Here is a 22,050-nt window from a genome sequence, read left to right as displayed (position 1 = left end):
GCAATGATGAGTAATCAGATTCCGGTACACGACGTCACGCCCCCCAACAAGAACGCGAACAACAGCGTTGACCTTTACGCCTCTCGAGAAAAAATCTACACCCGTGCTTTCACCGGCCTGTTCCGCAATCTGCGGATGATGGGCGGCACGGCACTGTTCCTGCTGTATTTCGGTACGGTGTGGTTGAACTGGGGCGGCCACCAGGCCGTGTGGTGGAACCTGCCGGAGCGCAAGTTCTTCATTTTCGGCGCCACGTTCTGGCCACAGGATTTCATTCTGCTTTCGGGCCTGCTGATCATTGCCGCGTTCGGCCTGTTCTTCATCACGGTGTATGCCGGCCGGGTCTGGTGTGGCTACACCTGCCCGCAAAGCGTGTGGACGTGGATTTTCATGTGGTGCGAGAAGGTCACCGAAGGCGACCGCAACCAGCGCATCAAGCTCGACAAGGCGCCAATGAGTGCCAACAAGTTCCTGCGCAAGTTCGCCAAGCACGCCATGTGGCTGCTGATCGGTTTCGTCACCGGCATGACCTTCGTCGGCTACTTCTCGCCGATCCGTGAACTGGTGTTCGACTTCTTCACAGGCCAGGCCGATGGCTGGTCGTATTTCTGGGTCGGTTTCTTCACCCTCGCCACGTACGGCAACGCCGGTTGGTTGCGTGAGCAGGTATGCATCTACATGTGCCCGTATGCGCGCTTCCAGAGCGTGATGTTCGACAAGGACACCCTGATCGTTTCCTATGATCCGCGTCGCGGCGAAAGCCGTGGCCCGCGCAAGAAAGGCGTCGACTACAAGGCTCAGGGCCTGGGCGACTGCATCGATTGCACCATGTGCGTCCAGGTCTGCCCGACCGGCATCGACATTCGCGATGGCCTGCAGATCGAGTGCATCGGTTGCGCCGCCTGCATCGACGCCTGCGACAGCATCATGGACAAGATGGATTACCCGCGCGGGCTGATCAGCTACACCACCGAACACAACCTGTCCGGCCAGAAGACCCATAAACTGCGTCCACGCCTGATCGGCTATGCCGTGGTGCTGCTGGCGATGATCAGTCTCTTGGTGACGGCATTCTTCATGCGTTCGCTGGTGGGTTTCGATGTCAGCAAGGACCGCGTGCTGTACCGTGAAAACGCGGAAGGCCGGATCGAAAACGTCTACAGCCTGAAGATCATGAACAAGGATCAGCGCGACCACACCTACTTGCTGGAAGCCGCCGGGCTGCCGGATCTGCGCCTGCAAGGCAAGCGCGAGATCAAGGTACCGGCCGGGGAAATCTTCAACATGCCGGTCGAGTTGTCGAGCGCGCCCGAACAACTGCCGTCGAGCACCAACGAGGTAAAATTCATCCTCAAGGATGCCGATGACGACAGCGTCCACGTAGAAGCCAAGAGCCGGTTCATCGGCCCACAAAATCGTTGAGAGAACTGAACATGCCCGCAGCAAACGCCGCAAGCCCTTGGTACAAGCATCTCTGGCCGTGGATCATCATCGGGATCCTCGCTTGCTCGGTGACCCTGACGCTGTCCATGGTGACCATTGCGGTGAACAACCCGGACAATCTGGTCAACGACAACTACTACGAGGCGGGCAAGGGCATCAACCGCTCGCTGGATCGCGAACTGCTGGCGCAGAACCTGAAGATGCGCGCCAACGTTCATCTGGACGACATCACCGGGGAAGTCGACCTGCGCCTGAGCGGCGACAGCCAGCCGAAAACCCTGGAACTGAACCTTATCTCGCCGACCCAGCCAGACAAGGATCGCAAGATTGTCCTGACCCGCAGTGAAACCGAGCAGGGTCGTTACATTGGCCAGGTGAACGACAAGGTTGAAGGCCGTCGTTTTGTTGAGTTGCTCGGATCGCAAGGTGACCAGGTGTGGCGCATGTTCGAGGAAGAAGTGGTCAGCCATGACAAGGATCTGCTGCTCGGTGACGAACCGCTGCAAGGCGCGGAAGACCTGGACAAGTAAGCAACTCTCCTGATGACCACCCCACTCCCCTGCTACCACTGCGCCCTGCCCGTTCCGGCGGGCAGCCGCTTCACCGCTGTCGTGCTCGGGGAGTCCCGCGAGTTCTGCTGCCCGGGTTGCCAAGCCGTGGCCGAAGCCATCGTCGCCGGCGGGCTGGACAGTTATTACCAGCACCGCAGCGAAGCCTCGGCCAACCCTGAAGCACTGCCGGTGCAACTGGTGGACGAACTGGCGCTGTATGACCGCGCCGACGTGCAGCAACCCTTCGTCCGTCACGAAGGTGAACTGGCTGAGACCACGTTGTTGATGGAGGGCATCAGTTGCGCCGCGTGCGGCTGGCTGATCGAGAAACACTTGCGCACCCTGCCCGCCGTGGCCGAGGCGCGGCTGAACCTGTCCAATCATCGCCTGCATGTGCGCTGGGCTGACGCTCAGTTGCCGCTGAGCCAGATCCTCGGCGAACTGCGCCACATAGGCTACGCGGCGCACCCGTATCAGGCCGACCGTGCCAGCGAACAACTGGCCAGCGAAAACCGCCTCGCCTTGCGCCAACTCGGCGTCGCCGGACTGCTGTGGTTTCAGGCGATGATGGCGACCATGGCCACCTGGCCGGAATTCAACATCGATCTCAGCCCGGAGTTGCACACCATCCTGCGCTGGGTCGCGCTGTTCCTCACCACGCCGATCGTGTTCTACAGCTGCGCACCGTTTTTCAAAGGCGCCATGCGCGACTTGCGCACTCGCCACCTGACCATGGACGTTTCGGCATCGCTGGCGATCGGAGCGGCTTATGTCGCCGGGATCTGGACGTCGATCACCGGAGTCGGCGAGCTGTATTTCGATGCGGTGGGCATGTTCGCCCTGTTCCTGTTGGCCGGGCGCTATCTGGAACGCCGCGCCCGGGAACGCACCGCTGCCGCCACCGCGCAACTGGTCAATCTGTTGCCCGCCTCGTGCCTGCGCCTCGACGCCGCCGGCCAGAGCGAACGCATCCTGCTAAGCGAACTGCGCCTCGGTGACCGGGTGCTGGTGCAACCGGGTTCTGTGCTGCCGGCGGACGGCAAGATCCTCGACGGCCAGTCGAGTATTGATGAATCGCTGCTGACCGGCGAATACCTGCCACAGCCGCGCACACTGGGCGATGCGGTCACCGCCGGCACGCTGAACGTGGAAGGTGCGCTGACCGTCGAAGTGCAGGCGCTGGGTCAGGACACGCGGCTGTCGGCCATCGTTCGCCTGCTGGATCGCGCCCAGGCGGAGAAACCACGACTGGCGGAAATCGCCGACCGTGCCGCGCAATGGTTTCTGCTGCTGTCGTTGATCGCGGCAGCCGCCATCGGCCTGCTGTGGTGGGAACTGGATTCTTCGCGGGCGTTCTGGATCGTCCTCGCCATGTTGGTCGCCACTTGCCCGTGCGCGTTGTCACTGGCGACACCGACCGCGCTCACCGCCGCCACCGGCACCCTGCACAAACTTGGCCTGTTGCTCACGCGCGGCCATGTGCTGGAAGGCCTGAACCAGATCGACACCGTGATTTTCGACAAGACCGGCACCCTCACCGAGGGACGTCTGGTACTGCGTTCGATCCGCCCGCTCGGCGCTGTCGACAGCGATCATTGCCTGAGCCTGGCCGCCGCGCTGGAGAACCGCTCCGAACACCCGATTGCCCGGGCTTTCGGCCGGGCGCCGCTGGCCGCCGAAGAGGTTCACAGCACGCCGGGAGTCGGGCTTGAAGGCTTGGTCGGCGAACAGCGATTGCGCATTGGCCAGGCGGATTTTGTCTGTGACCTCAGCGGTGCGCCTGTGCCCTCTATGCCCGACGAACCGGGCCAATGGTTGTTGCTCGGCGACAGCAAAGGGCCGCTGGCGTGGTTTGTCCTTGATGATCGCCTGCGCGCCGACGCCCCTGCCCTGCTCGCCGCGTGCAAGGCGCGCGGCTGGCACACGCTGCTGCTGTCGGGCGACAGCTCGCCGATGGTCGCCAGTGTCGCCGCCGAACTGGGCATCGACGAGGCCCGGGGCGGCCTGCGCCCGGACGACAAGCTGCAAGTGTTGCAACAACTGCACAATAACGGCCGCAAGGTATTGATGCTCGGTGACGGGGTCAACGACGTGCCAGTGCTGGCCGCTGCCGACATCAGCGTGGCCATGGGCTCGGCCACTGATCTGGCGAAAACCAGTGCCGACGCGGTGCTGCTGTCCAATCGTCTCGACGCGTTGGTGCAAGCCTTTTCGCTTGCCCGCCGCACACGCCGGGTAATCATCGAGAACCTGTTGTGGGCCGCGCTGTACAATGGCCTCATGTTGCCGTTCGCCGCCCTCGGCTGGATCACTCCGGTGTGGGCCGCCGTCGGCATGTCGATCAGTTCGCTGACCGTGGTGCTCAACGCCCTGCGCCTGACTCGCCTGCCGAGTGCGCCGACCGTCAACGCCACGTCAGAAACCCGCCCGCTGCCGGCCTGAGCCGCGCGGGCATGGAGTACAGATGCCAGCTCTCTACGTGATGATCCCGGCCGCGCTACTGATCGTGGCCATCGCCGTCTACATCTTCTTCTGGGCGGTGGACAGCGGCCAGTACGACGACCTCGACGGCCCGGCCCACAGCATCCTGTTCGATGACCAGGACCCGAACCACACCGCCGCGGTGGACGAAGCCAACCCGACCAGACCGGACGACAAGGCGCCGCCCCATGCTTGAACTGGCGCCGCTATTGGTGTCTGCGTTGATTCTCGGCCTGCTCGGTGGCGGGCATTGCCTGGGTATGTGCGGCGGCCTGATGGGCGCGCTGACCCTGGCGATTCCCAAGGAACAACGCAGCCGACGCTTTCGATTGCTGCTGGCCTACAACCTGGGGCGAATCCTCAGTTATGCCACGGCCGGATTGCTGATCGGATTGGCCGGATGGGCCGTGGCCAACAGCCCTGCGGCGTTGTTCATGCGCGTGCTCGCCGGGTTACTACTGATCGCCATGGGCTTGTACCTGGCGGGCTGGTGGAGCGGTCTGACCCGCATCGAAAGCCTCGGGCGCGGACTGTGGCGCTACATTCAACCGGTGGCCAACCGCTTGCTGCCGGTGTCGAGCCTGCCCCGGGCCCTGTTGCTCGGCGCGTTGTGGGGCTGGTTGCCCTGCGGGCTGGTTTACAGCACGTTGCTGTGGTCGGCCAGTCAGGGCAATGCGTTCGACAGCGCATTGTTGATGCTCGCCTTCGGGCTCGGCACATGGCCGGTATTGCTGGCGACCGGCCTCGCGGCCGAGCGGGTCACGGCACTGTTGCGCAAACGCAGCGTGCGCATGGCCGGGGGATTACTGGTGATCCTGTTCGGTATCTGGACCCTGCCGGGGCCGCACCAGCACTGGCTGATGGGCCACTGACCCAGGCTTGATGCAAATCAAGATGCCCCGCCACGCCCTCCCCTAGACTCGCTCACACTGCCAGCCTATCCGGGGGAATGCCCGCATGCTCGACGCCATTCGTTGGGACACCGATTTGATCCGCCGCTACGACCTGGCGGGGCCACGCTACACCTCGTACCCGACGGCCGTGCAATTCAACAGTCAGGTCGGCACCTTCGACCTGTTTCATGCCCTACGCGACAGCCGCAAGGCCCTGCGCCCATTGTCGCTGTATGTGCACGTGCCGTTTTGCGCGAACATTTGCTACTACTGCGCCTGCAACAAGGTCATCACCAAGGATCGCGGCCGCGCGCTGCCGTATCTGCAACGGCTCGAGCAGGAAATCCAGTTGATCGCCTGCCACCTCGACCCGGCGCAGAAAGTCGAGCAACTGCATTTCGGCGGCGGCACCCCGACCTTTCTCAGCCACGATGAATTGCGGCAACTGATGGCGCACCTGCGCAAACATTTCAATCTGCTGGACGATGACTCCGGGGATTACGGCATCGAGATCGACCCACGTGAAGCCGACTGGTCGACCATGGGCCTGCTGCGGGAACTGGGCTTCAACCGGGTCAGTATCGGCCTGCAAGACCTCGACCCGGCGGTGCAACGGGCGGTCAATCGCCTGCAAAGCCTGGAAGAAACCCGCGCGGTGATCGACGCGGCGCGTACCCTGCAATTTCGCTCGATCAACATCGACCTGATCTACGGCCTGCCCAAGCAGACCCCGGACAACTTCGCCCGTACCGTCGAGGAAGTCATCAGCCTGCAACCGGATCGGCTCTCGGTGTTCAACTATGCGCACCTGCCGGAGCGCTTCATGCCACAGCGACGGATCAACGGCAACGAACTGCCGAGCCCGACGCAGAAACTGGAAATGCTGCAACGCACCATCGAACAACTGACCGCCGCCGGCTATCGCTACATCGGCATGGACCACTTCGCCCTGCCCGACGATGAATTGGCGATTGCTCAGGAAGAATCGACCCTGCAACGCAACTTCCAGGGCTACACCACCCACGGTCATTGTGACCTGATTGGGTTGGGTGTGTCGGCCATCAGCCAGATCGGCGACCTGTACTGCCAGAACAGCAGCGACCTCAATCACTACCAGAACACCCTGGCTGGCGCGCAACTGGCCACCAGTCGTGGCTTGGTGTGCAACGCCGATGATCGCTTGCGCCGCGCGGTGATCCAGCAACTGATCTGCAATTTCAGTCTGGATTTCCCCGAGATCGAGCGCACGTTCAACATCGATTTCCAGGGTTACTTCGGTACGCTCTGGCCGCAGTTACAAGACATGGCAAAGGATGGGTTGATCGAACTGGATCGCGAAGGAATCAACGTGCTGCCCGCGGGGCGCCTGCTGGTGCGTTCGGTGTGCATGGTGTTCGACGCGTATCTGGAACAGCAGAACCGCCAGCGTTTTTCGCGGGTGATCTGAACCGTCGTCAATTGCGTGCGCACCATCAAGCCATTTCCTTGCGGGTCAACCCATATCAACAAGTCTGCGCTTTGCCATGCGGCTTTTTGCCCGTGGGAGCAATCTCGCCGCAGGCTGGCCTGAATGTCCTCCCCTGGGTTACCCTTACGGCTTATGTGTGTTTTCCCACAAGGATTTAAGAAATGTCCGAGCCAGTTAAACTGCGCGCTCACAACCAGGCTAATTGCAAGGATTGCAGCCTGGCCCCTCTCTGCCTGCCACTTTCGCTGAATCTGGAAGACATGGATGCGCTGGACGAAATCGTTAAACGTGGCCGCCCGTTGAAGAAGGGTGAGTTCCTGTTCCGCCAGGGCGACACCTTCGATTCCGTTTATGCAGTACGCTCCGGCGCCCTGAAGACCTTCAGCCTGAGCGATACCGGCGAAGAACAACTCACAGGCTTCCACCTGCCAAGCGAACTGGTCGGGCTGTCCGGCATGGACACCGAGAAGCACCCGGTTTCCGCCCAGGCGCTGGAAACCACTTCGGTCTGCGAGATTCCGTTCGAACGCCTCGACGAACTGGCCCTGCAACTGCCGCAACTGCGCCGTCAGTTAATGCGCGTGATGAGCCGGGAAATCCGCGACGACCAGCAAATGATGCTGCTGCTGTCGAAGAAGACTGCCGACGAGCGCATCGCCACGTTCCTGGTCAACCTGTCGGCCCGTTTCCGCGCTCGCGGGTTCTCGGCCAACCAGTTCCGCCTGAGCATGTCGCGCAATGAAATCGGCAATTATCTGGGGCTGGCGGTGGAAACCGTGTCCCGGGTCTTCACCCGCTTCCAGCAGAACGAACTGATCGCCGCCGAGGGCAAGGAAATCCATATCCTCGACCCGATCCAGCTCTGCGCCCTGGCCGGTGGCTCGCTCGAAGTGTGATCTCGACCCGCGGCCGAGCGTATCGTTTCAGCCGCGGGTATACTGCGCCGTTTGCAGCCCTGCCAGGACACCTCGACGATGGTCTTCGACTCCTTCGACATCAAATCCCTGATCCGCCCTGTGATCGATTTCCCGAAACCGGGCGTGATCTTTCGCGACATCACCCCGCTGTTCCAGTCTCCCAAGGCTTTGCGCCTGGTGATGGACAGCTTCGCCCACCGTTACGTGGAAGCTGACTTCACCCACATCGGCGCGATGGATGCGCGGGGTTTCCTGATCGGTTCGGTGCTGGCCTATCAGCTGAACAAGCCGCTGGTGCTGTTTCGCAAGCAAGGCAAACTGCCGGCGGACGTGCTGGCTGAAGGCTACGCGACCGAATATGGCGAAGCGTTCCTCGAAGTGCATGCCGACAGTCTGTGCGAAGGCGATTCGGTGGTGATGTTCGATGACCTGATCGCCACCGGCGGCACGCTGATCGCGGCGGCCAACCTGATCCGCCGCATGGGCGCCCGCGTTCACGAAGCGGCGGCGATCATTGATCTGCCGGAGCTGGGTGGTTCGCAGCGCCTTGAGGACATGGGGATTCCGACGTTCTGCCTGACGCAGTTTGCGTTGACCGATAAGTAAGCAACACCGCGACGCCGATCGTTCCCGCTCGCGTGGGAACGATCATTCAAAGCCCCATCTGCTTGCTGATGATCTCGTTCATCACTTCCCGCGTCCCGCCGCCAATCGACAGGATGCGGTTATCCCGATACAGCCGTTCCACCAGGCTTTCGCGCATGTAACCCAGCCCGCCGAGAATCTGCACCGCTTCGGTGGTAATGCGGTCCGAGGTGTCCGTGGCAAAGTTCTTGGCCATGGAGATTTCCTTGATCACGCCCTGACCCGCCGCCATCTTCGCCGCCTGCCGGTAGGTGAACTCCCGGGAGACTTCCAGCGCCGTGGCCATTTCGGCGAGGCGATGTTTGATCACCTGGAACTTGCCGATGGGTTTGCCGAACGCCTCACGCTCCTTCGCCCACTTCAGGCCCTCTTCCAGCGCCAGTTGCGCGGTCATGTTGGCCATCAATGCCAGGGCCAGACGCTCGCTTTGGAAGTTGCCCATGATGCAGGCAAAACCCATGTTCTCCGCGCCGATCAGGTTTCCCACAGGCACCCGGCAATCGTCGAAGAACAATTCAGCCGTGTCCGACGCCCACCAGCCCATTTTCTTCAGCTGCCGGCCGACGGAGAAACCGGGCGTGCCCTTCTCGATCAGCAGCAGGCTGATGCCGCCAAAACCGGGCGCACCGGTACGCACCGCGACGGTGTAGAAGTCGGCGCGCACGCCACTGGTGATGAAGGTTTTACTGCCGCTGACCCGGTAATGATCGCCATCACGTACGGCGCGGGTCTGCAGGTTGGCGACGTCGGAACCGCCGCCCGGCTCGGTCACCGCGAGCGCACTGATTTTCTCGCCGCTGAGTACCAGAGGCACAACGCGTTCACGCACTTCGGGCCGGGCCCATTTGACGATGGGCGGCAAACCGATATCCAGCGAACCAAGCCCGGCCACCAGCCCGCCGGAGCCGCAACGCATGAGTTCTTCGCTGGCGGCGATCTTGGCGAACAGATCACCTTCGTGACTGCCACCCAGCGCTTCGGGATAACCGATACCGAGGATGCCGGCCGCACCGGCCTTGAGGTATAGCTCACGAGGGAAGCTTTCGGCTTCTTCCCACGCGTCGATGTCCGGCAGGATCTCGCGCTCGACGAAACGTCTGACGCTGTCGCGGACTATTTGGTGGCTGGGGTCGAAGTATTCCTGGAAGGCGGGCATCGGCGAACTCCATGGAAGGGTTCGCCGAACTTAACCGAGCGCTTGCTTGGTTTTCAACCGGATTGTGTAGATCAGAGGGAAATCGGCTTGCGCCCGGCAAACGAGTGGGCCAGCGTGCCGCCGTCCACCAGTTCCAGTTCACCACCCAACGGTACGCCGTGAGCGATACGCGAGGCGATCAGGCCTTTGTTGTTGAGCAATTGCGCGATGTAATGCGCGGTCGCTTCACCTTCCACGGTCGGGTTGGTGGCGAGGATGACTTCGGTGAAAGTGCCCGCCTCTTCAATCCGCGCCATCAGTTGCGGAATGCCGATGGCCTCCGGGCCGAGCCCGTCCAGCGGCGACAGGTGCCCCTTGAGCACAAAAAAGCGGCCGCGGAACCCGGTCTGCTCGACCGCGTACACGTCCATCGGACCTTCCACCACGCACAGCAACGTGTCGTCGCGGCGGGTGTCGGCGCATTGCGGGCACAAATCGTCTTCGGTCAGCGTGCGGCACTGGCGACAGTGTCCGACCCCTTCCATGGCCTGGCTCAAGGCCTGGGCCAGGCGCGTGCCGCCGCTGCGGTCACGTTCGAGCAACTGCAACGCCATACGCTGGGCAGTTTTCTGACCCACGCCCGGCAGAATTCGCAGGGCGTCGATCAGTTGGCGAATCAAAGGGCTGAAGCTCATGGGGAAAAAGTCCGACAAAACAACGAGACGCGGTTTATACCCGCGCCTCCGGCCAGCGTCAAATCCTCAGTCCTGGGCGACCCGCACCACCAGTTTGCCGAAGTTGCGCCCCTCCAGCAGACCGATAAACGCCTGCGGCGCCTGCTCCAGGCCATCGACCACGTCTTCGCGGAATTTCACCTTGCCCTCGCGCACCCACGGCACCATGGCGCTGATGAATTCCGGCTGACGGTCGCCGTAGTCGTCGAACACGATGAAGCCCTGAATGCGTACACGCTTGGTCAGCAGGGTGCGTTGCAAGGCAGGCAAGCGATCCGGGCCTTTCGGCACTTCGGTGGCGTTGTAGCCGGCGATCAGGCCGCACAACGGGATCCGCGCCTTGGGATTGAGCAGCGGCACGACCGCATCGAAGACATGGCCGCCGACGTTTTCGTAATAGATGTCGATGCCTTTCGGGCATGCCTTGGCCAGTTGTTCGGCGAAGTCCGGCGCCTTGTGATCGATACAGGCGTCGAAACCCAACTCTTCGACCACGTACTTGCACTTCTCGGCACCACCGGCCACGCCGACGGCGCGCAGGCCTTTGATCTTGGCGACCTGACCCACCACCGAGCCGACCGCGCCCGACGCAGCAGCGACTACCAGGGTCTCCCCTGCTTTCGGCTGGCCAATATCCATCAGCCCCATGTAAGCGGTCATACCCGGCATGCCCAGCACACCGAGGGCCATCGACGGACTCGGCAGCCCCGAAGGGATCGGGATGATGTTGCGACCGTCGCTTAGGCTGTGGCTTTGCCAGCCCGTGGCGCCGACCACCAGATCGCCGACCTGGAATTTCGGATGACGCGATTGCTCGACCCGACTGACAGCCCCACCGGTCATCACCTCACCGATTTGTACCGGTGCTGCGTAGGACGGTGCGTCACTCATGCGTCCGCGCATGTAGGGATCGAGCGACAGGTACAGGGTCTTGAGCAGTATCTGGCCATCTTCAAGATCCGGCAACGCCTCGCGCTCCAGACGGAAATTCTCGGGCGTCGGCGCGCCCACCGGCCGCGAGGCCAGCACGAAGCGTTGATTGAGGGTCAGAGGGTCGGACATGTCAGCGTCTCCTGTGAGCAGTGAATCCGTAGGTATAGGGAGCAGACCGTTGCAGCAATGGCGCGTTCGATGTTTCGTCAGCCGGAAACAAAAATGCCAGGCGCGATGCCTGGCATTTTTTGTAGCTCATCTGCCACCCGAAGGCGAATCAGAACGGCAGTTTCATACCGGCCGGCAGGTTCATGCCAGCGGTCATGCTGCCCATTTTTGCCTGGCTGTTGGCTTCGATCTGACGCACGGCGGCGTTGACGGCAGCGGCCACCAGATCTTCGACCACTTCGCGGTCGTCTTCGTCCAGGCCCGGCAGAACGCTTGGGTCGATGCTGACTTTTTTCACGTCATGACGGCCGGTCATCACCACGGTGACCAGATCGCCGCCGGCCTTGCCGGTGACTTCTGCGTTGGCCAGTTCTTCCTGCATCTTGGCCATTTTTTCCTGCATCTGCTGCGCCTGCTTCATCAGGCCGGCCATGCCACCTTTCATCATGGTAATCACCTCAAAAGTACTTGGATCAATACAGCGCCCGGCGACTTGCGCCAAACGCCTTCAGTTATTAGCCCTGGCTGACCAGGGCGTCGACAGGTTCAATAGTATCGTGTCGCACGACCGCACCGAACTGCTGCACCATCTGCTGGATGAACGGATCGCCGTGGATCGACTCCTCCGCCTCGCGCTGACGGTTGGCACGGCGCCGGGATGCAGCCTGGGCCGGGGTTTCCTGCTCGGGCTTGATCAGCTCCATGCTCAGGTTGATCGTGCGACCGTGGTACTGGTTCAAGGCATCGTTCAGACGACGCTGCTGAGTGGCGTTGAACAAGGCGCTGTGGGCCGGGTCCAGGTGCATCAGCCAGTTGTCGCCATCGACCGCGATCAGCGTGCAGTTGGCGGCGATGCTGCCGGTCATGCCGGAAATCGGCAGTTTCGGGAACAGCTCCAGCCATTGCAGGGCCAGACCGGTGGCCGGCGCGGCGGCGGGTTCCGGCTCGGGCTCCGGAACCGGATCGGCCGCCTGTTCGCTGGCCAGATCGTCGAGGTAACTGTAGGCCGAATCCATGTCCGGCTCGATGTAGTCCTCGTCGAGCGGCGGCTCGTCGTCCATGTCCATGCCCGGCGTAAAGGCATCGACTTCGGCCACGGACGGCTCGGGGATCGGCGCAGCGGCCCATTCAGGCGCATCCGGCACGACGCTGTCCGGGGTCGGCAGCGGCATTGGCGGCAGATCAGGCTGCTCGGCGGTGGTTTCCAGAACCGGCTCTACCGCTGGCTGCTGGATAGACGCTGGTTCTACCGGGTCATTCCACGGCAGATCGACGACTTCTTCGACAGCGACCGGTTCGGGCTCCGGCTCAGGTACGGGTTCAGGCGCAATCACCGGGGCTACCGGGGCAGGCTCGGGAGCAGGCTCGGGAGCAGGCGCAGGTGCAACCACCGGCGCTGGCGCTGGCGCAACAGCCGCAGCAACTACCGGCGCAGGTTTCGGCGCGGCAGCCACTGAGTTTGCGGAATCAACTGTGGCCTGGCTGATCCCCACTGGCTTTAGCGGTTGCCTCGGGGCATCCGCCGTGTCCGCCGGCCGGAAGGCCAGCATCCGCAGCAGCACCATTTCAAAACCGCCTCGCGGGTCCGGCGCCAGTGGCAAGTCGCGGCGGCCGATCAGGCCCATCTGGTAATAGAACTGCACGTCTTCGGCCGGCAAGGCTTGGGCCAGCGCCAACACCCGGTCACGGTCGCCGTGACCATTGTCGACACCTTCCGGCAAGGCCTGGGCGATGGCGACGCGGTGCAGCACGTTAAGAATTTCCGAGAGCACGCCATTCCAGTCCGGCCCTTGTTCGGCCAAGTGGCGCACGGCTTCGAGCAACGCCTTGGCGTCGCCCTCGATCAGTGCGTGCAGCACGTCGTAAACCTGGCCGTGATCCAGCGTACCGAGCATTGCCCGTACGTCGGTAGCCAGCACCTTGCCTTCACCGAAGGCGATGGCCTGGTCGGTCAGGCTCATGGCGTCACGCATCGAACCGTCGGCCGCGCGGCCGAGCAGCCACAGTGCGTCGTCTTCGAACGGTACGTTTTCGGCGGTCAGGACATGAGTCAAATGCTCGACCACACGCTCGGGCGTCATGTTCTTCAGGGAGAACTGCAGGCATCGCGACAAAATCGTTGCCGGAAGTTTCTGCGGGTCGGTGGTCGCAAGGATGAACTTGACGTAGGGCGGCGGCTCTTCGAGGGTTTTCAGCAGCGCATTGAAGGAATGGCTGGAGAGCATGTGCACTTCGTCGATCAGGTAGACCTTGAAGCGCCCGCGGCTCGGGGCGTACTGCACGTTATCGAGCAGCTCGCGGGTGTCCTCGACCTTGGTCCGGCTCGCGGCGTCGATCTCGATCAGGTCGACGAAGCGGCCTTCATCGATCTCGCGGCACACCGAACACTCGCCACAAGGGCTTGAAGTGATACCTGTTTCACAGTTCAGACATTTGGCGATGATCCGCGCAATCGTCGTCTTGCCGACGCCCCGCGTCCCGGTGAACAGGTAGGCGTGGTGCAGGCGCTGGCTGTCCAAGGCATTGATCAGAGCCTTGAGCACATGGGTCTGGCCGACCATTTCGCGGAACGAGCGCGGACGCCATTTACGTGCAAGAACCTGATAACTCATCGAAAACCGTCGCGGCAAAGGAAGCAGAAGCGGCTAATGCTAGCGGAGCAAGGGCAAAATTGCATCCGGTGCGCTCTTCTATTCTGGCTAAGCTGCATGGGCGGAGGCATTTGTCGGCACGGGAACGGGAATTACCGGAGCATTTATGCGGTGGGCCGTGGGGGCAATACTGGGAATCAGCCTGAACGCGATGGCCGCGCAGCCGCCGCTGCGTTTTGCCATGGCCGACAGCTGGGCGATGCCGCTGGTGCAATATGAACGTGGCCGACCGACCCAAGGCATTCTTTACGACATGATGCTCAGCCTCGCGACCCAGGTCGGCATGCCAGCAGAGTTTCACGTCCTGCCCCGCACCCGGGTGCAGAACGCCATGGAACACGGCGAAGTCGACGTGCGCTGTTATGCCGCGCAATCCTGGCTGCCGAACCAGTCCGGTGATTACATCTGGAGCATTCCGCTTTTTTTCCAGCGTGATCTGCTGATCAGCCGCCAGGATCAACCCTCCAGCGTCGATCCGGCCCACCTGCCCCGCCAGTCGATCGGCACCGTGCTCGGCTACAGCTATCCTACCTTGCAACCACTGTTCGACGCCGACCGCTTATGGCGCGAAGACGCGCGCAACCAGGAACAGGTGCTGGACAAGCTGCTGGCCGGCCGATACCGCTACGCCGTGAGCAACCAATGGACACTGGACTGGTTCAACCAGCGCCTGCTGCCGGGGCAACAACTGCAAGGGGTGGCGGTGTTGCAGGAGCAGCAGGTCGGTTGCTACGTCCGCAACGACCCGGTCGTGCCGGTGCAGCGGATATTGAGAACGTTGCTGCGGATGAAAATGTCGGGGGAGATTGATGACATTATCCGGTTGTATACCGGCGCCCCCGAAAGCGCCCCATGACCCTGCGCAAACGAGCCGAATAATCAGTGCCCCGCCGTATCGCGGAATTTCTGGTATTCGTGATATTCGACCCAGGCAACCACATCGTACGGCACGTAAAGCTTCAGCCTGGCGCGGGAAATGGCGATGTACACGGCGCAGATCCGCTGATCGAACGCATAGGCATCCTTGAATTTCTCATTGGTCAGCAGGCCGGGAGTCAGCAGAACCTTGTCGAACTCCATTCCCCCCGCCTCTTCCGCCAGCATCAGCATGCAGCCGTTGCCAGTGTTGTCGATCATTCGGTTCAGGCGTGTCAGATCGGCAATCATGAAGCCGTTTTCCAGCTTGGCCCTGACCCGCAGAAACGACTCGTCGAACCGGTTCGCGTCGCACACCGCTTGCCAGTCGGGCAAGTCGCTGAAGTACGGATGCACGCCGTTTTCGCTGAATTCGGAACGGTAGAATTCCGGTTTGAACAACTCGATGGCAGTGGCCATGAAATGCTTCAGATCATCCTGAGTTAGCTTGTCCGGGAATCTGAACTTGCAGTTGGAATCGTGCAGGTGGATGGCCCAGATCATGGTGTCCCACGGCGATGCCGTCAGCACCACGCAACCTTCTGACGGCACGAAGCCTTCCGGGTATTCCTTGATAACGACGTCAGCATCACTGGCGCCTTCGAACGGAATCTTGCCCTTCTGCGAGTGCCGGGCGATCAGCGGGTTGACCAGCCGTTCGACATTGCGGCCCGAGCGCACGGAATAGCTGATATCGCTTTGGCGAACCTCTCGGTGGCGCTTGACTGGCACGCCGCTGGCCTGTTGATACTCGTCGCCGAGGGTGATCAACACCTGGCGACCACGTTCGATGATCTGCAACAACGACCCGGGAATGTCCTGACTCTCGTCGATCAGCACATGGGTATAGCGCGCCGGCACCACGCAACCGGCAATGCAGGCCCGTTTGATCACCAGCAGCGCTTCGAACCCGGTCTGGCTGCCCCATGCCGGATTGAGCTCAAGGTAGCCCCACACCCGGCTCGAATACTCCAGCAACACCTGAGCTTCGACGCTGGAGAGCGGCTGGTTGAAATGCGGCAGATGCTTCGCCGAAAAGGTGTGATCGCGGAAGCGGCAGTAGCGTTCGATCACTTTGAGGCAGAGTTCAAGAGTCGCCTGCCCGTCGTGATGACGAAAACCGAAGATATTCAGTTCCTGCGCCAGCGCCTGCCGGGTCGGGATTCGCCCTCCCTGCGCCTGAGGTCTGTGCCCGAGCATCAGCGACTGCGCAAACGCCAGGAAGGTCTTGCCGGCCTTCTTCTCGCTCGGCCCCACCATCCGCTGGCGAAGCACCTCCAGTTTGGCCGGGGTGCGCGCCAGCAACAGAGTCTTTTCCGGGCGTAGATGCTCCAGCAACGCCACCAGCAGATGGCTTTTGCCGATCCCCGCGTAACCTTGAACGTGGAGGTCTTCGTCCAGGTTGGCGCGGAAGGTTCTGACCAGTTTGTCCTGTGCCGGGCTCAACCAGCGCTCGCGGTAACGGGGCGTCACTATCGGCTGGCTGAACGGGTCATGGCTGCGATGACGCCGGACTTTGTATTCGAAATCCCACTGACCATCGGGCAACAAGTAGTCGCGTGCGGACACTTCTTCGGGCAGCAGGAAACGCAGGTTCAGTGGTTTGAGAACTTTCAGGCCGAAATACAGTTTGCGCGGATCGAACAGTCGCTGTGCTTCCGACAGCAGGCCTGCCGTTGTTGACTGCCGCTTTTCGGCAGCCCAGGACAAGAGCTTGGCCAGAATTTTTTCTGCCGCCACGGCGCCGAGATCCTGCTCTGTCGTCTGCACCAGATTCTGGATGACCAGCACTGCCGCCAATTCCGGATCGGTCAGGGCTTCGAGGGCTTTGGTGCCACTCGCCTGCAACAGGTTCGCGCAGGTTTCATCCGTGACGGGCAAAAACACAGGGCTGGATAAATCGGAATGTTCGGGGAGCATAAAACCTCGCGGTCAGGATGCAGACCTTACAAGGTTGTTCCTGGCCAGACTCTTCATTTAGTTCGGTGGCTGCGAGTATGCGGGATTGAAGAGCAAATGATTACCCCGTGTCGGCGTCATCGCGAGCAGGCTCGCTCCCACAGGTTGTGCTGATTCGAACGCCAAATCGCAGGCATAAAAAAACCGCAGTGGGCGAAACCCATGCAGTTCGGTGTTGATTCGTTTGGCGTTCGTTAAGGTGGTAACCCTACCAGCCACACCCCGGCACACAATGTTCCCGCTATGGCTGCTGCCTTCCGGCTCTGACCAGGTTCACGGGTAATCGTTGCGGGGGGACCGATAGGGTCACCATAACGACACTCGCCTGTCGGCGAGCCGCGCCATTGTACCTATCTGAGACGAAGTTACAACCGCTGGTTGCAGATAAAAAATATGAAGGGCTTCAAGCACTTGCTATTGCGCCTGAAGCACCTCGTCCGCACGGCCGCCCTCTTGCTGGATCACCAGATGAATGAAGTGCAGCTTGGCGATTGCCGCTGGCGGCAGGACGAACGGATAGAAATCAGGCTGGCCCATGCTACGCGACAGTTCGTTGAGCATGCCCGCCAGTTCGATCCACGCATTGACGAACGACAGGAACGCAGCGCCGCCGGGATGCTCGGGGTCGTACAGCGTGCTCGACGGAAACGGCTGATAGTCGAGATCCATCTCCCGGGCGCTCATGCCGAAACTCAGCGCCGTATCGACCGCGTCCATCATGTGCAGGTAATGCGCCCAGGTTTCCGCCCAGTCTTCCCACGGGTGCATGGTGGCGTAGGCGCTGACGTAATGCTGCGACCAGTCCGCCGGCGCGCCCTGTTGATAATGCCGCTCCAGCGCCTCGGCATAACTGGCGCGTTCGTCGCCGAAGAGGTTCCGGAATGAACCGAGCCAGGGGCCGTTGGCGATCAACCGATCCCAGTAGTAATGCCCGACTTCATGGCGAAAATGCCCGAGTAGCGTGCGATAGGGTTCGTGCATCTGCGCCCGGACCTGCTCGCGGTGCGCGTCGTCGGCTTCTGCGATGTCGAGGGTGATCAAGCCATTGGCATGGCCGGTCATGGGAGCATTGCCCTCCAGATCGACACCGATGAAATCGAACGCCAGGCCGGTTTCTTCATCGACCGTTTTCGGGATGACCGGCAGGCCGAGGCCAATCAGTTGCGCCACCAGTCGCCGCTTGGCGATTTCCACCTTGCGCCAGCGCTCGGGGTTTTCCGGGACGGACAAGTCGGGAATGGTGCGATTCAGAGCGCAGGCCGCGCACAGGGTGTCGTGATCGTTGGCGGGCCGCAGCCAGTTGCAGGCGGCCGGAGTGTCGAGGTTGGCGCAACGCCGAAACAGCCCGGCTTCGGGATCGACGTCCAGCGTCCAGGTACCCTCTTGCGGCCCGGGTTGCAGCGAGGTCAGCCGACTGTGTTCCGGTTGATAACCCAGCGCCGCGTTGCAGGCCAGGCACTGGCTGTTGCGAAAGAACAGCGACTGGCCGCAGCGGCACGGCCAGACTTTGCTGTTGCGCGAGGATTCGCCCATGAACGGCGCGACGATGCGGGAACTGAGCTGCTCGAAAAAGCGGTACATGGCGATCTCTCCCTGGGGCTTGCCAAGACTAGATCATTCCTGCGCGCAGATCGTTCCCACGCTCTGCGTGGGAACGATCATCGGTTAAGCGCTGATACCGTGTCCTTTCAGGAACGCGATAAACGCCTCTTCATCCATCACTTTCACGCCCAGCTCGTTGGCCTTGGTCAGTTTCGACCCGGCGCCCGGCCCCGCGACCACGCAATGGGTCTTGGCCGACACGGAACCGGCGACCTTGGCGCCGAGGCTTTCCAGATGCTCCTTGGCGACGTCGCGGCTCATCAGCTCGACCTTGCCGGTCAGCACCCAGGTCTCACCGGCCAGCGGCAAGCCTTCGACGACTTTCTTTTCGCTCTGCCAGTGCATGCCGAAATCACGCAACTGCTTCTCGGCGTCTTCGGCCAGTTGACGATGCTCGGGCAAGGCGAAGAACCCGCGAACCGAGTTGGCCTGTTTCTCCGGCAATGCCTGGCGCATGTCCAGCCAGTCAGCGTTCATCACCCCTTCCAGCGATTCGAACTTGTCCGCCAGTTTCTGCGCCCCGCCCGGGCCCACCGAAGGAATGTTCAACTTGTCGAGGAAGCCGCCCAGCGTAGTGCTTGCGGCAAACTCGGCGCCCAGCTCGCCCTGATCCTGAATCTGCAAACCATGGCCCAGCAATTCGGTAATCACCTGCTGGTTGTGCGCATCTTCAAAGAAGCTGTGGATCTCGTGCGCCACCTCCAGGCCGATGTCCGGCAAGTACGTCAGCACTTGCGGCAAGGCTTGCTGGACGCGCTCCAGCGAACCCAGCGAACGCGCCAGCACCTTGGCCGTTTCCTCGCCAACATCCGGAATGCCGAGCGCATAGATGAACCGCGCCAGACCCGGCTTCTTGCTGTCTTCGATGGCGGCCAGCAACTTGTTGCTCGACACCTCGGCAAAGCCTTCGAGGTCGACGATGTCGTCGAACTTCAGCGCGTAAAGATCGGCAGGTGAACTTACCAGACCTTCGTCCACCAGTTGCTCGACGCTCTTGTCACCGAGGCCTTCAATGTCCATCGCCCGACGGGAAACGAAGTGAATGATCGCCTGCTTGAGCTGCGCACCGCAGGCCAGTCGGCCAACACAGCGATACACCGCGCCCTCGCTGATGGTTTCCTTGCCCTTGCTGCGCTTGACCAGTTGCGTGCGCTCGACATGAGATCCGCAGACCGGGCAGCTTTCGGGAATCTGCACCGGTCGCGCATCTTCCGGGCGGCGCTCGATGACCACTTGAACCACTTGCGGAATCACGTCACCGGCGCGGCGAATGATCACCGTGTCGCCGATCATGAGGCCCAGCCGGGCGACTTCGTCCATGTTGTGCAGCGTGGCGTTGGCCACGGTGACGCCGGCAACTTTCACTGGTTTCAAGCGCGCCACAGGCGTGACGGCGCCGGTGCGGCCGACCTGAAACTCCACATCAAGCAGTTCGGTGAGCTCTTCCATGGCCGGGAATTTGTGCGCGATGGCCCAGCGCGGTTCGCGGGCGCGGAAGCCCAGTTCGCGCTGGTCGGCAATACTGTTGACCTTGAACACCACGCCGTCGATTTCATAGGCCAGCGAGTTACGGCGTTCACCGATATCGCGGTAGTACTCCAGGCATTCGCCAATGCCCTTGGCCAGTTTCAGTTCGTGGCTGATCGGCATGCCCCAGGCTTGCAGTTGCTTGAGGTTGCCGATGTGGGTGTCGGAAATATCGTGAGAGACCTGGCCGATGCCGTAACAGCAGAACTCCAGCGGACGGTTGGCGGTGATCTTCGAATCCAGCTGGCGCAAGCTGCCAGCGGCGGCGTTGCGCGGGTTGGCGAAGGTCTTGCCGCCGATTTCCAGTTGCGAGGCGTTGAGACGCTCGAAACCGGCCTTGGACATGAACACCTCGCCGCGCACTTCCAGCGTCGCCGGCCAGCCTTCGCCGTGCAGCTTCAGCGGGATGTTGCGCACGGTGCGCACGTTGACGCTGATGTCTTCGCCGGTGGTGCCGTCGCCACGCGTGGCGCCGCGTACCAGCACACCATCCTGATACAGCAGACTGACCGCCAGGCCATCGAGTTTCGGCTCGCAGCTGTATTCCACCGCCGCGCCACCGCCGAACAGATCATCGGCCGGCAGGTCCAGACCTTCGGTCACCCGACGGTCGAACTCGCGCATGTCGTTTTCTTCGAAGGCGTTGCCGAGGCTGAGCATCGGCACTTCGTGACGCACCTGAGTGAATGCGGTCAATGCTACGCTGCCGACGCGTTGGGTCGGCGAGTCGCTGGTGATCAGTTCAGGGTTGGCCGCTTCCAGCGCCTTGAGCTCGTGGAACAACCGGTCGTACTCGGCATCCGGAATGCTCGGCTCATCGAGGACGTGGTAACGGTAGTTGTGCTGATCGAGTTCAGCGCGCAGCTCTAGAATGCGGTCTTTGGCGGCAGTCATGGGTGTTCTCTCATAAAGCAAAAGAGCAGCCGAGGCTGCTCAATCTATTTTGCCGATTGCCCCTTTATTGCGAGGCAACCTTTTCAATCAACGCTTCTGGGTCAGGGCGCGACGTTCGAATTCGACGATGCGCTGACGGTAGTGCTCGATGGTCTGCGCGGTCAGGACGCTGCGCTGGTCATCTTTCAATTCGCCGTTCAGTTCCTGGGACAGCTTGCGGGCTGCTGCGACCATCACGTCGAAGGCCTGCTTCGGATGACGCGGGCCTGGCAGGCCGAGGAAGAAGCTCACCGCCGGGGTGCTGAAATGGTCGATGTCGTCCAGATCGAAGATGCCCGGCTTGACCGCGTTGGCCATGGAGAACAGCACTTCGCCGTTGCCGGCCATGCTTTCGTGACGGTGGAAAATGTCCATCTCGCCGAAACGCAGACCGCTTTCCAGAATGTTCTGCAACAGTGCCGGGCCTTTGAAGCCAGCCGGGTCGCGGCAGATCACGCTGATCACCAGCACTTCTTCGGCTTGCGGCTGATCTTTATCGGCCACTGCCGGCGACGACTTGGCGGCAGGCTCGACGAAATCATCATCGCGGCTGCTGAAGCTCGGACCGCCGTCCAGATCCAGATCGAGGTTCAGGTCGCCCTGGGCCGGACCGTTGCTGCCACGCTTGCCGCGCTTGGAACCGGATTCGCGAGGCTCTCGTGCTTCGCGGGCCGGCATGCTCACCGATGGCAGATCGTGTTCGTCCAGTTGCGGCTCTTTATGGGTGTCCAGCACGCGGGCCGGGCCCAACAGCTCAGCGCTGGTGTCCTCGTCCGGCAGGTTGGACAGGCTTCGGTCAAGACGGAATTTCAGTTTTCCCTTGCCGCCGCGCATACGGCGCCAGCCATCGAAAAGAATACCGGCTATCACAATGATGCCGATGACGATCAGCCACTCGCGCAGACCGATTTCCATGTAATCCCGTGCCTCTATAAAAAATGCTGAAAAATAAGGGGTTTACAATGTGCAAACCGCTTTAAAACGTGGCGCCAACTCTATGTTCTGACAGGCGTTTTGCCCACGTATACGAAAAATTGACATTAAACTAGCACGACCAAAGACAACTTTACACCGTCTGTCTCATTGGCTTGCGCG

General features: G+C 61.6%; 18 protein-coding genes and 1 other RNA gene. 9 read left to right on the top strand and 10 right to left on the bottom strand.

All coding sequences use genetic code 11. The features are described 5' to 3' along the window. Positions 1–6: 6 nt before the first annotated feature. From ccoG to NH234_RS10435, 8 genes are all read left to right on the top strand, one after another. Positions 7–1,422, top strand: coding sequence for a cytochrome c oxidase accessory protein CcoG (gene ccoG / locus NH234_RS10470; protein ID WP_085732423.1), 1,416 nt, complete (start codon positions 7–9; stop codon positions 1,420–1,422). Between the two features lie 11 nt (positions 1,423–1,433). Further along, positions 1,434–1,973 (top strand): FixH family protein, encoded by a 540-nt coding sequence (locus NH234_RS10465; RefSeq protein ID WP_085732422.1) that lies wholly within the window; start codon positions 1,434–1,436, stop codon positions 1,971–1,973. 12 nt (positions 1,974–1,985) lie between these two features. Next, entirely contained in the window at positions 1,986–4,436 is a 2,451-nt protein-coding gene (locus NH234_RS10460; RefSeq protein WP_367256435.1) for a heavy metal translocating P-type ATPase, read from the top strand. Positions 4,437–4,458: 22 nt separating this feature from the next. Then, a complete protein-coding gene (gene ccoS / locus NH234_RS10455) occupies positions 4,459–4,671 on the top strand; it encodes a cbb3-type cytochrome oxidase assembly protein CcoS (protein WP_085732420.1) in 213 nt (70 codons plus the stop codon). Then, complete coding sequence (locus NH234_RS10450) at positions 4,664–5,347, top strand: sulfite exporter TauE/SafE family protein (protein ID WP_085711936.1); 684 nt, start codon at positions 4,664–4,666, stop codon at positions 5,345–5,347. Before ccoS ends, NH234_RS10450 begins: the two co-directional genes overlap by 8 nt. 85 nt (positions 5,348–5,432) lie before the next feature. Further along, positions 5,433–6,815, top strand: coding sequence for an oxygen-independent coproporphyrinogen III oxidase (hemN, locus tag NH234_RS10445; RefSeq protein ID WP_367256433.1), 1,383 nt, complete (start codon positions 5,433–5,435; stop codon positions 6,813–6,815). Between the two features lie 182 nt (positions 6,816–6,997). Beyond that, positions 6,998–7,732 carry a fumarate/nitrate reduction transcriptional regulator Fnr gene (gene fnr, locus NH234_RS10440; RefSeq protein WP_007951654.1) on the top strand — a complete coding sequence of 245 codons (735 nt, stop codon included), beginning with the start codon at positions 6,998–7,000 and terminating at the stop codon, positions 7,730–7,732. 78 nt (positions 7,733–7,810) lie between these two features. Beyond that, positions 7,811–8,359: an adenine phosphoribosyltransferase gene (locus NH234_RS10435; RefSeq protein WP_003223345.1), complete on the top strand. Its 549-nt coding sequence runs from the start codon at positions 7,811–7,813 to the stop codon at positions 8,357–8,359. A 46-nt stretch (positions 8,360–8,405) separates the two neighbouring features. Here NH234_RS10435 and NH234_RS10430 read toward each other — a convergent pair whose 3' ends face one another. The 5 genes from NH234_RS10430 to dnaX form a co-directional block, all read right to left on the bottom strand. After that, positions 8,406–9,554 (bottom strand): acyl-CoA dehydrogenase family protein, encoded by a 1,149-nt coding sequence (locus tag NH234_RS10430; RefSeq protein WP_367256432.1) that lies wholly within the window; start codon positions 9,552–9,554, stop codon positions 8,406–8,408. Positions 9,555–9,625: 71 nt separating this feature from the next. Further along, complete coding sequence (gene recR / locus NH234_RS10425) at positions 9,626–10,228, bottom strand: recombination mediator RecR (RefSeq protein WP_367256431.1); 603 nt, start codon at positions 10,226–10,228, stop codon at positions 9,626–9,628. A gap of 66 nt (positions 10,229–10,294) precedes the next feature. Next, a complete protein-coding gene (locus NH234_RS10420) occupies positions 10,295–11,329 on the bottom strand; it encodes an NADP-dependent oxidoreductase (protein ID WP_367256430.1) in 1,035 nt (344 codons plus the stop codon). 148 nt (positions 11,330–11,477) lie between these two features. After that, positions 11,478–11,816, bottom strand: a complete 339-nt coding sequence (locus NH234_RS10415; protein ID WP_007951650.1) for a YbaB/EbfC family nucleoid-associated protein — start codon at positions 11,814–11,816, stop codon at positions 11,478–11,480. Between the two features lie 67 nt (positions 11,817–11,883). Beyond that, positions 11,884–13,980: a DNA polymerase III subunit gamma/tau gene (dnaX, locus tag NH234_RS10410; RefSeq protein WP_085732416.1), complete on the bottom strand. Its 2,097-nt coding sequence runs from the start codon at positions 13,978–13,980 to the stop codon at positions 11,884–11,886. Between the two features lie 145 nt (positions 13,981–14,125). On the opposite strand from dnaX, the gene NH234_RS10405 reads away from it, so the two are divergent. Next, positions 14,126–14,875 (top strand): ABC transporter substrate-binding protein, encoded by a 750-nt coding sequence (locus NH234_RS10405; protein WP_085732415.1) that lies wholly within the window; start codon positions 14,126–14,128, stop codon positions 14,873–14,875. Positions 14,876–14,898: 23 nt separating this feature from the next. Here NH234_RS10405 and NH234_RS10400 read toward each other — a convergent pair whose 3' ends face one another. The 5 genes from NH234_RS10400 to zipA all read right to left on the bottom strand — a co-directional run bounded on the left by NH234_RS10400 (position 14,899) and on the right by zipA (position 21,870). Further along, positions 14,899–16,854 (bottom strand): hypothetical protein, encoded by a 1,956-nt coding sequence (locus NH234_RS10400; protein WP_367256429.1) that lies wholly within the window; start codon positions 16,852–16,854, stop codon positions 14,899–14,901. A gap of 245 nt (positions 16,855–17,099) precedes the next feature. Beyond that, an RNA gene (gene ffs / locus NH234_RS10395) (signal recognition particle sRNA small type) lies at positions 17,100–17,196 on the bottom strand. Positions 17,197–17,307: 111 nt separating this feature from the next. Then, on the bottom strand, positions 17,308–18,474 hold the full coding sequence (locus NH234_RS10390) for a putative zinc-binding metallopeptidase (RefSeq protein ID WP_367256428.1): 1,167 nt from the start codon (positions 18,472–18,474) through the stop codon (positions 17,308–17,310). A gap of 84 nt (positions 18,475–18,558) precedes the next feature. Further along, complete coding sequence (ligA, locus tag NH234_RS10385) at positions 18,559–20,916, bottom strand: NAD-dependent DNA ligase LigA (RefSeq protein ID WP_367256427.1); 2,358 nt, start codon at positions 20,914–20,916, stop codon at positions 18,559–18,561. Positions 20,917–21,003: 87 nt separating this feature from the next. Continuing rightward, entirely contained in the window at positions 21,004–21,870 is an 867-nt protein-coding gene (gene zipA, locus NH234_RS10380; protein WP_064378762.1) for a cell division protein ZipA, read from the bottom strand. Between the last annotated feature and the right edge of the window lie 180 nt (positions 21,871–22,050).

This window comes from Pseudomonas sp. stari2 (assembly GCF_040760005.1).
Taxonomy (GTDB): domain Bacteria; phylum Pseudomonadota; class Gammaproteobacteria; order Pseudomonadales; family Pseudomonadaceae; genus Aquipseudomonas.
The sequence above is the reverse complement of the archived record's forward strand: the minus strand, read 5'-3'. Positions and strand labels throughout refer to the sequence as shown.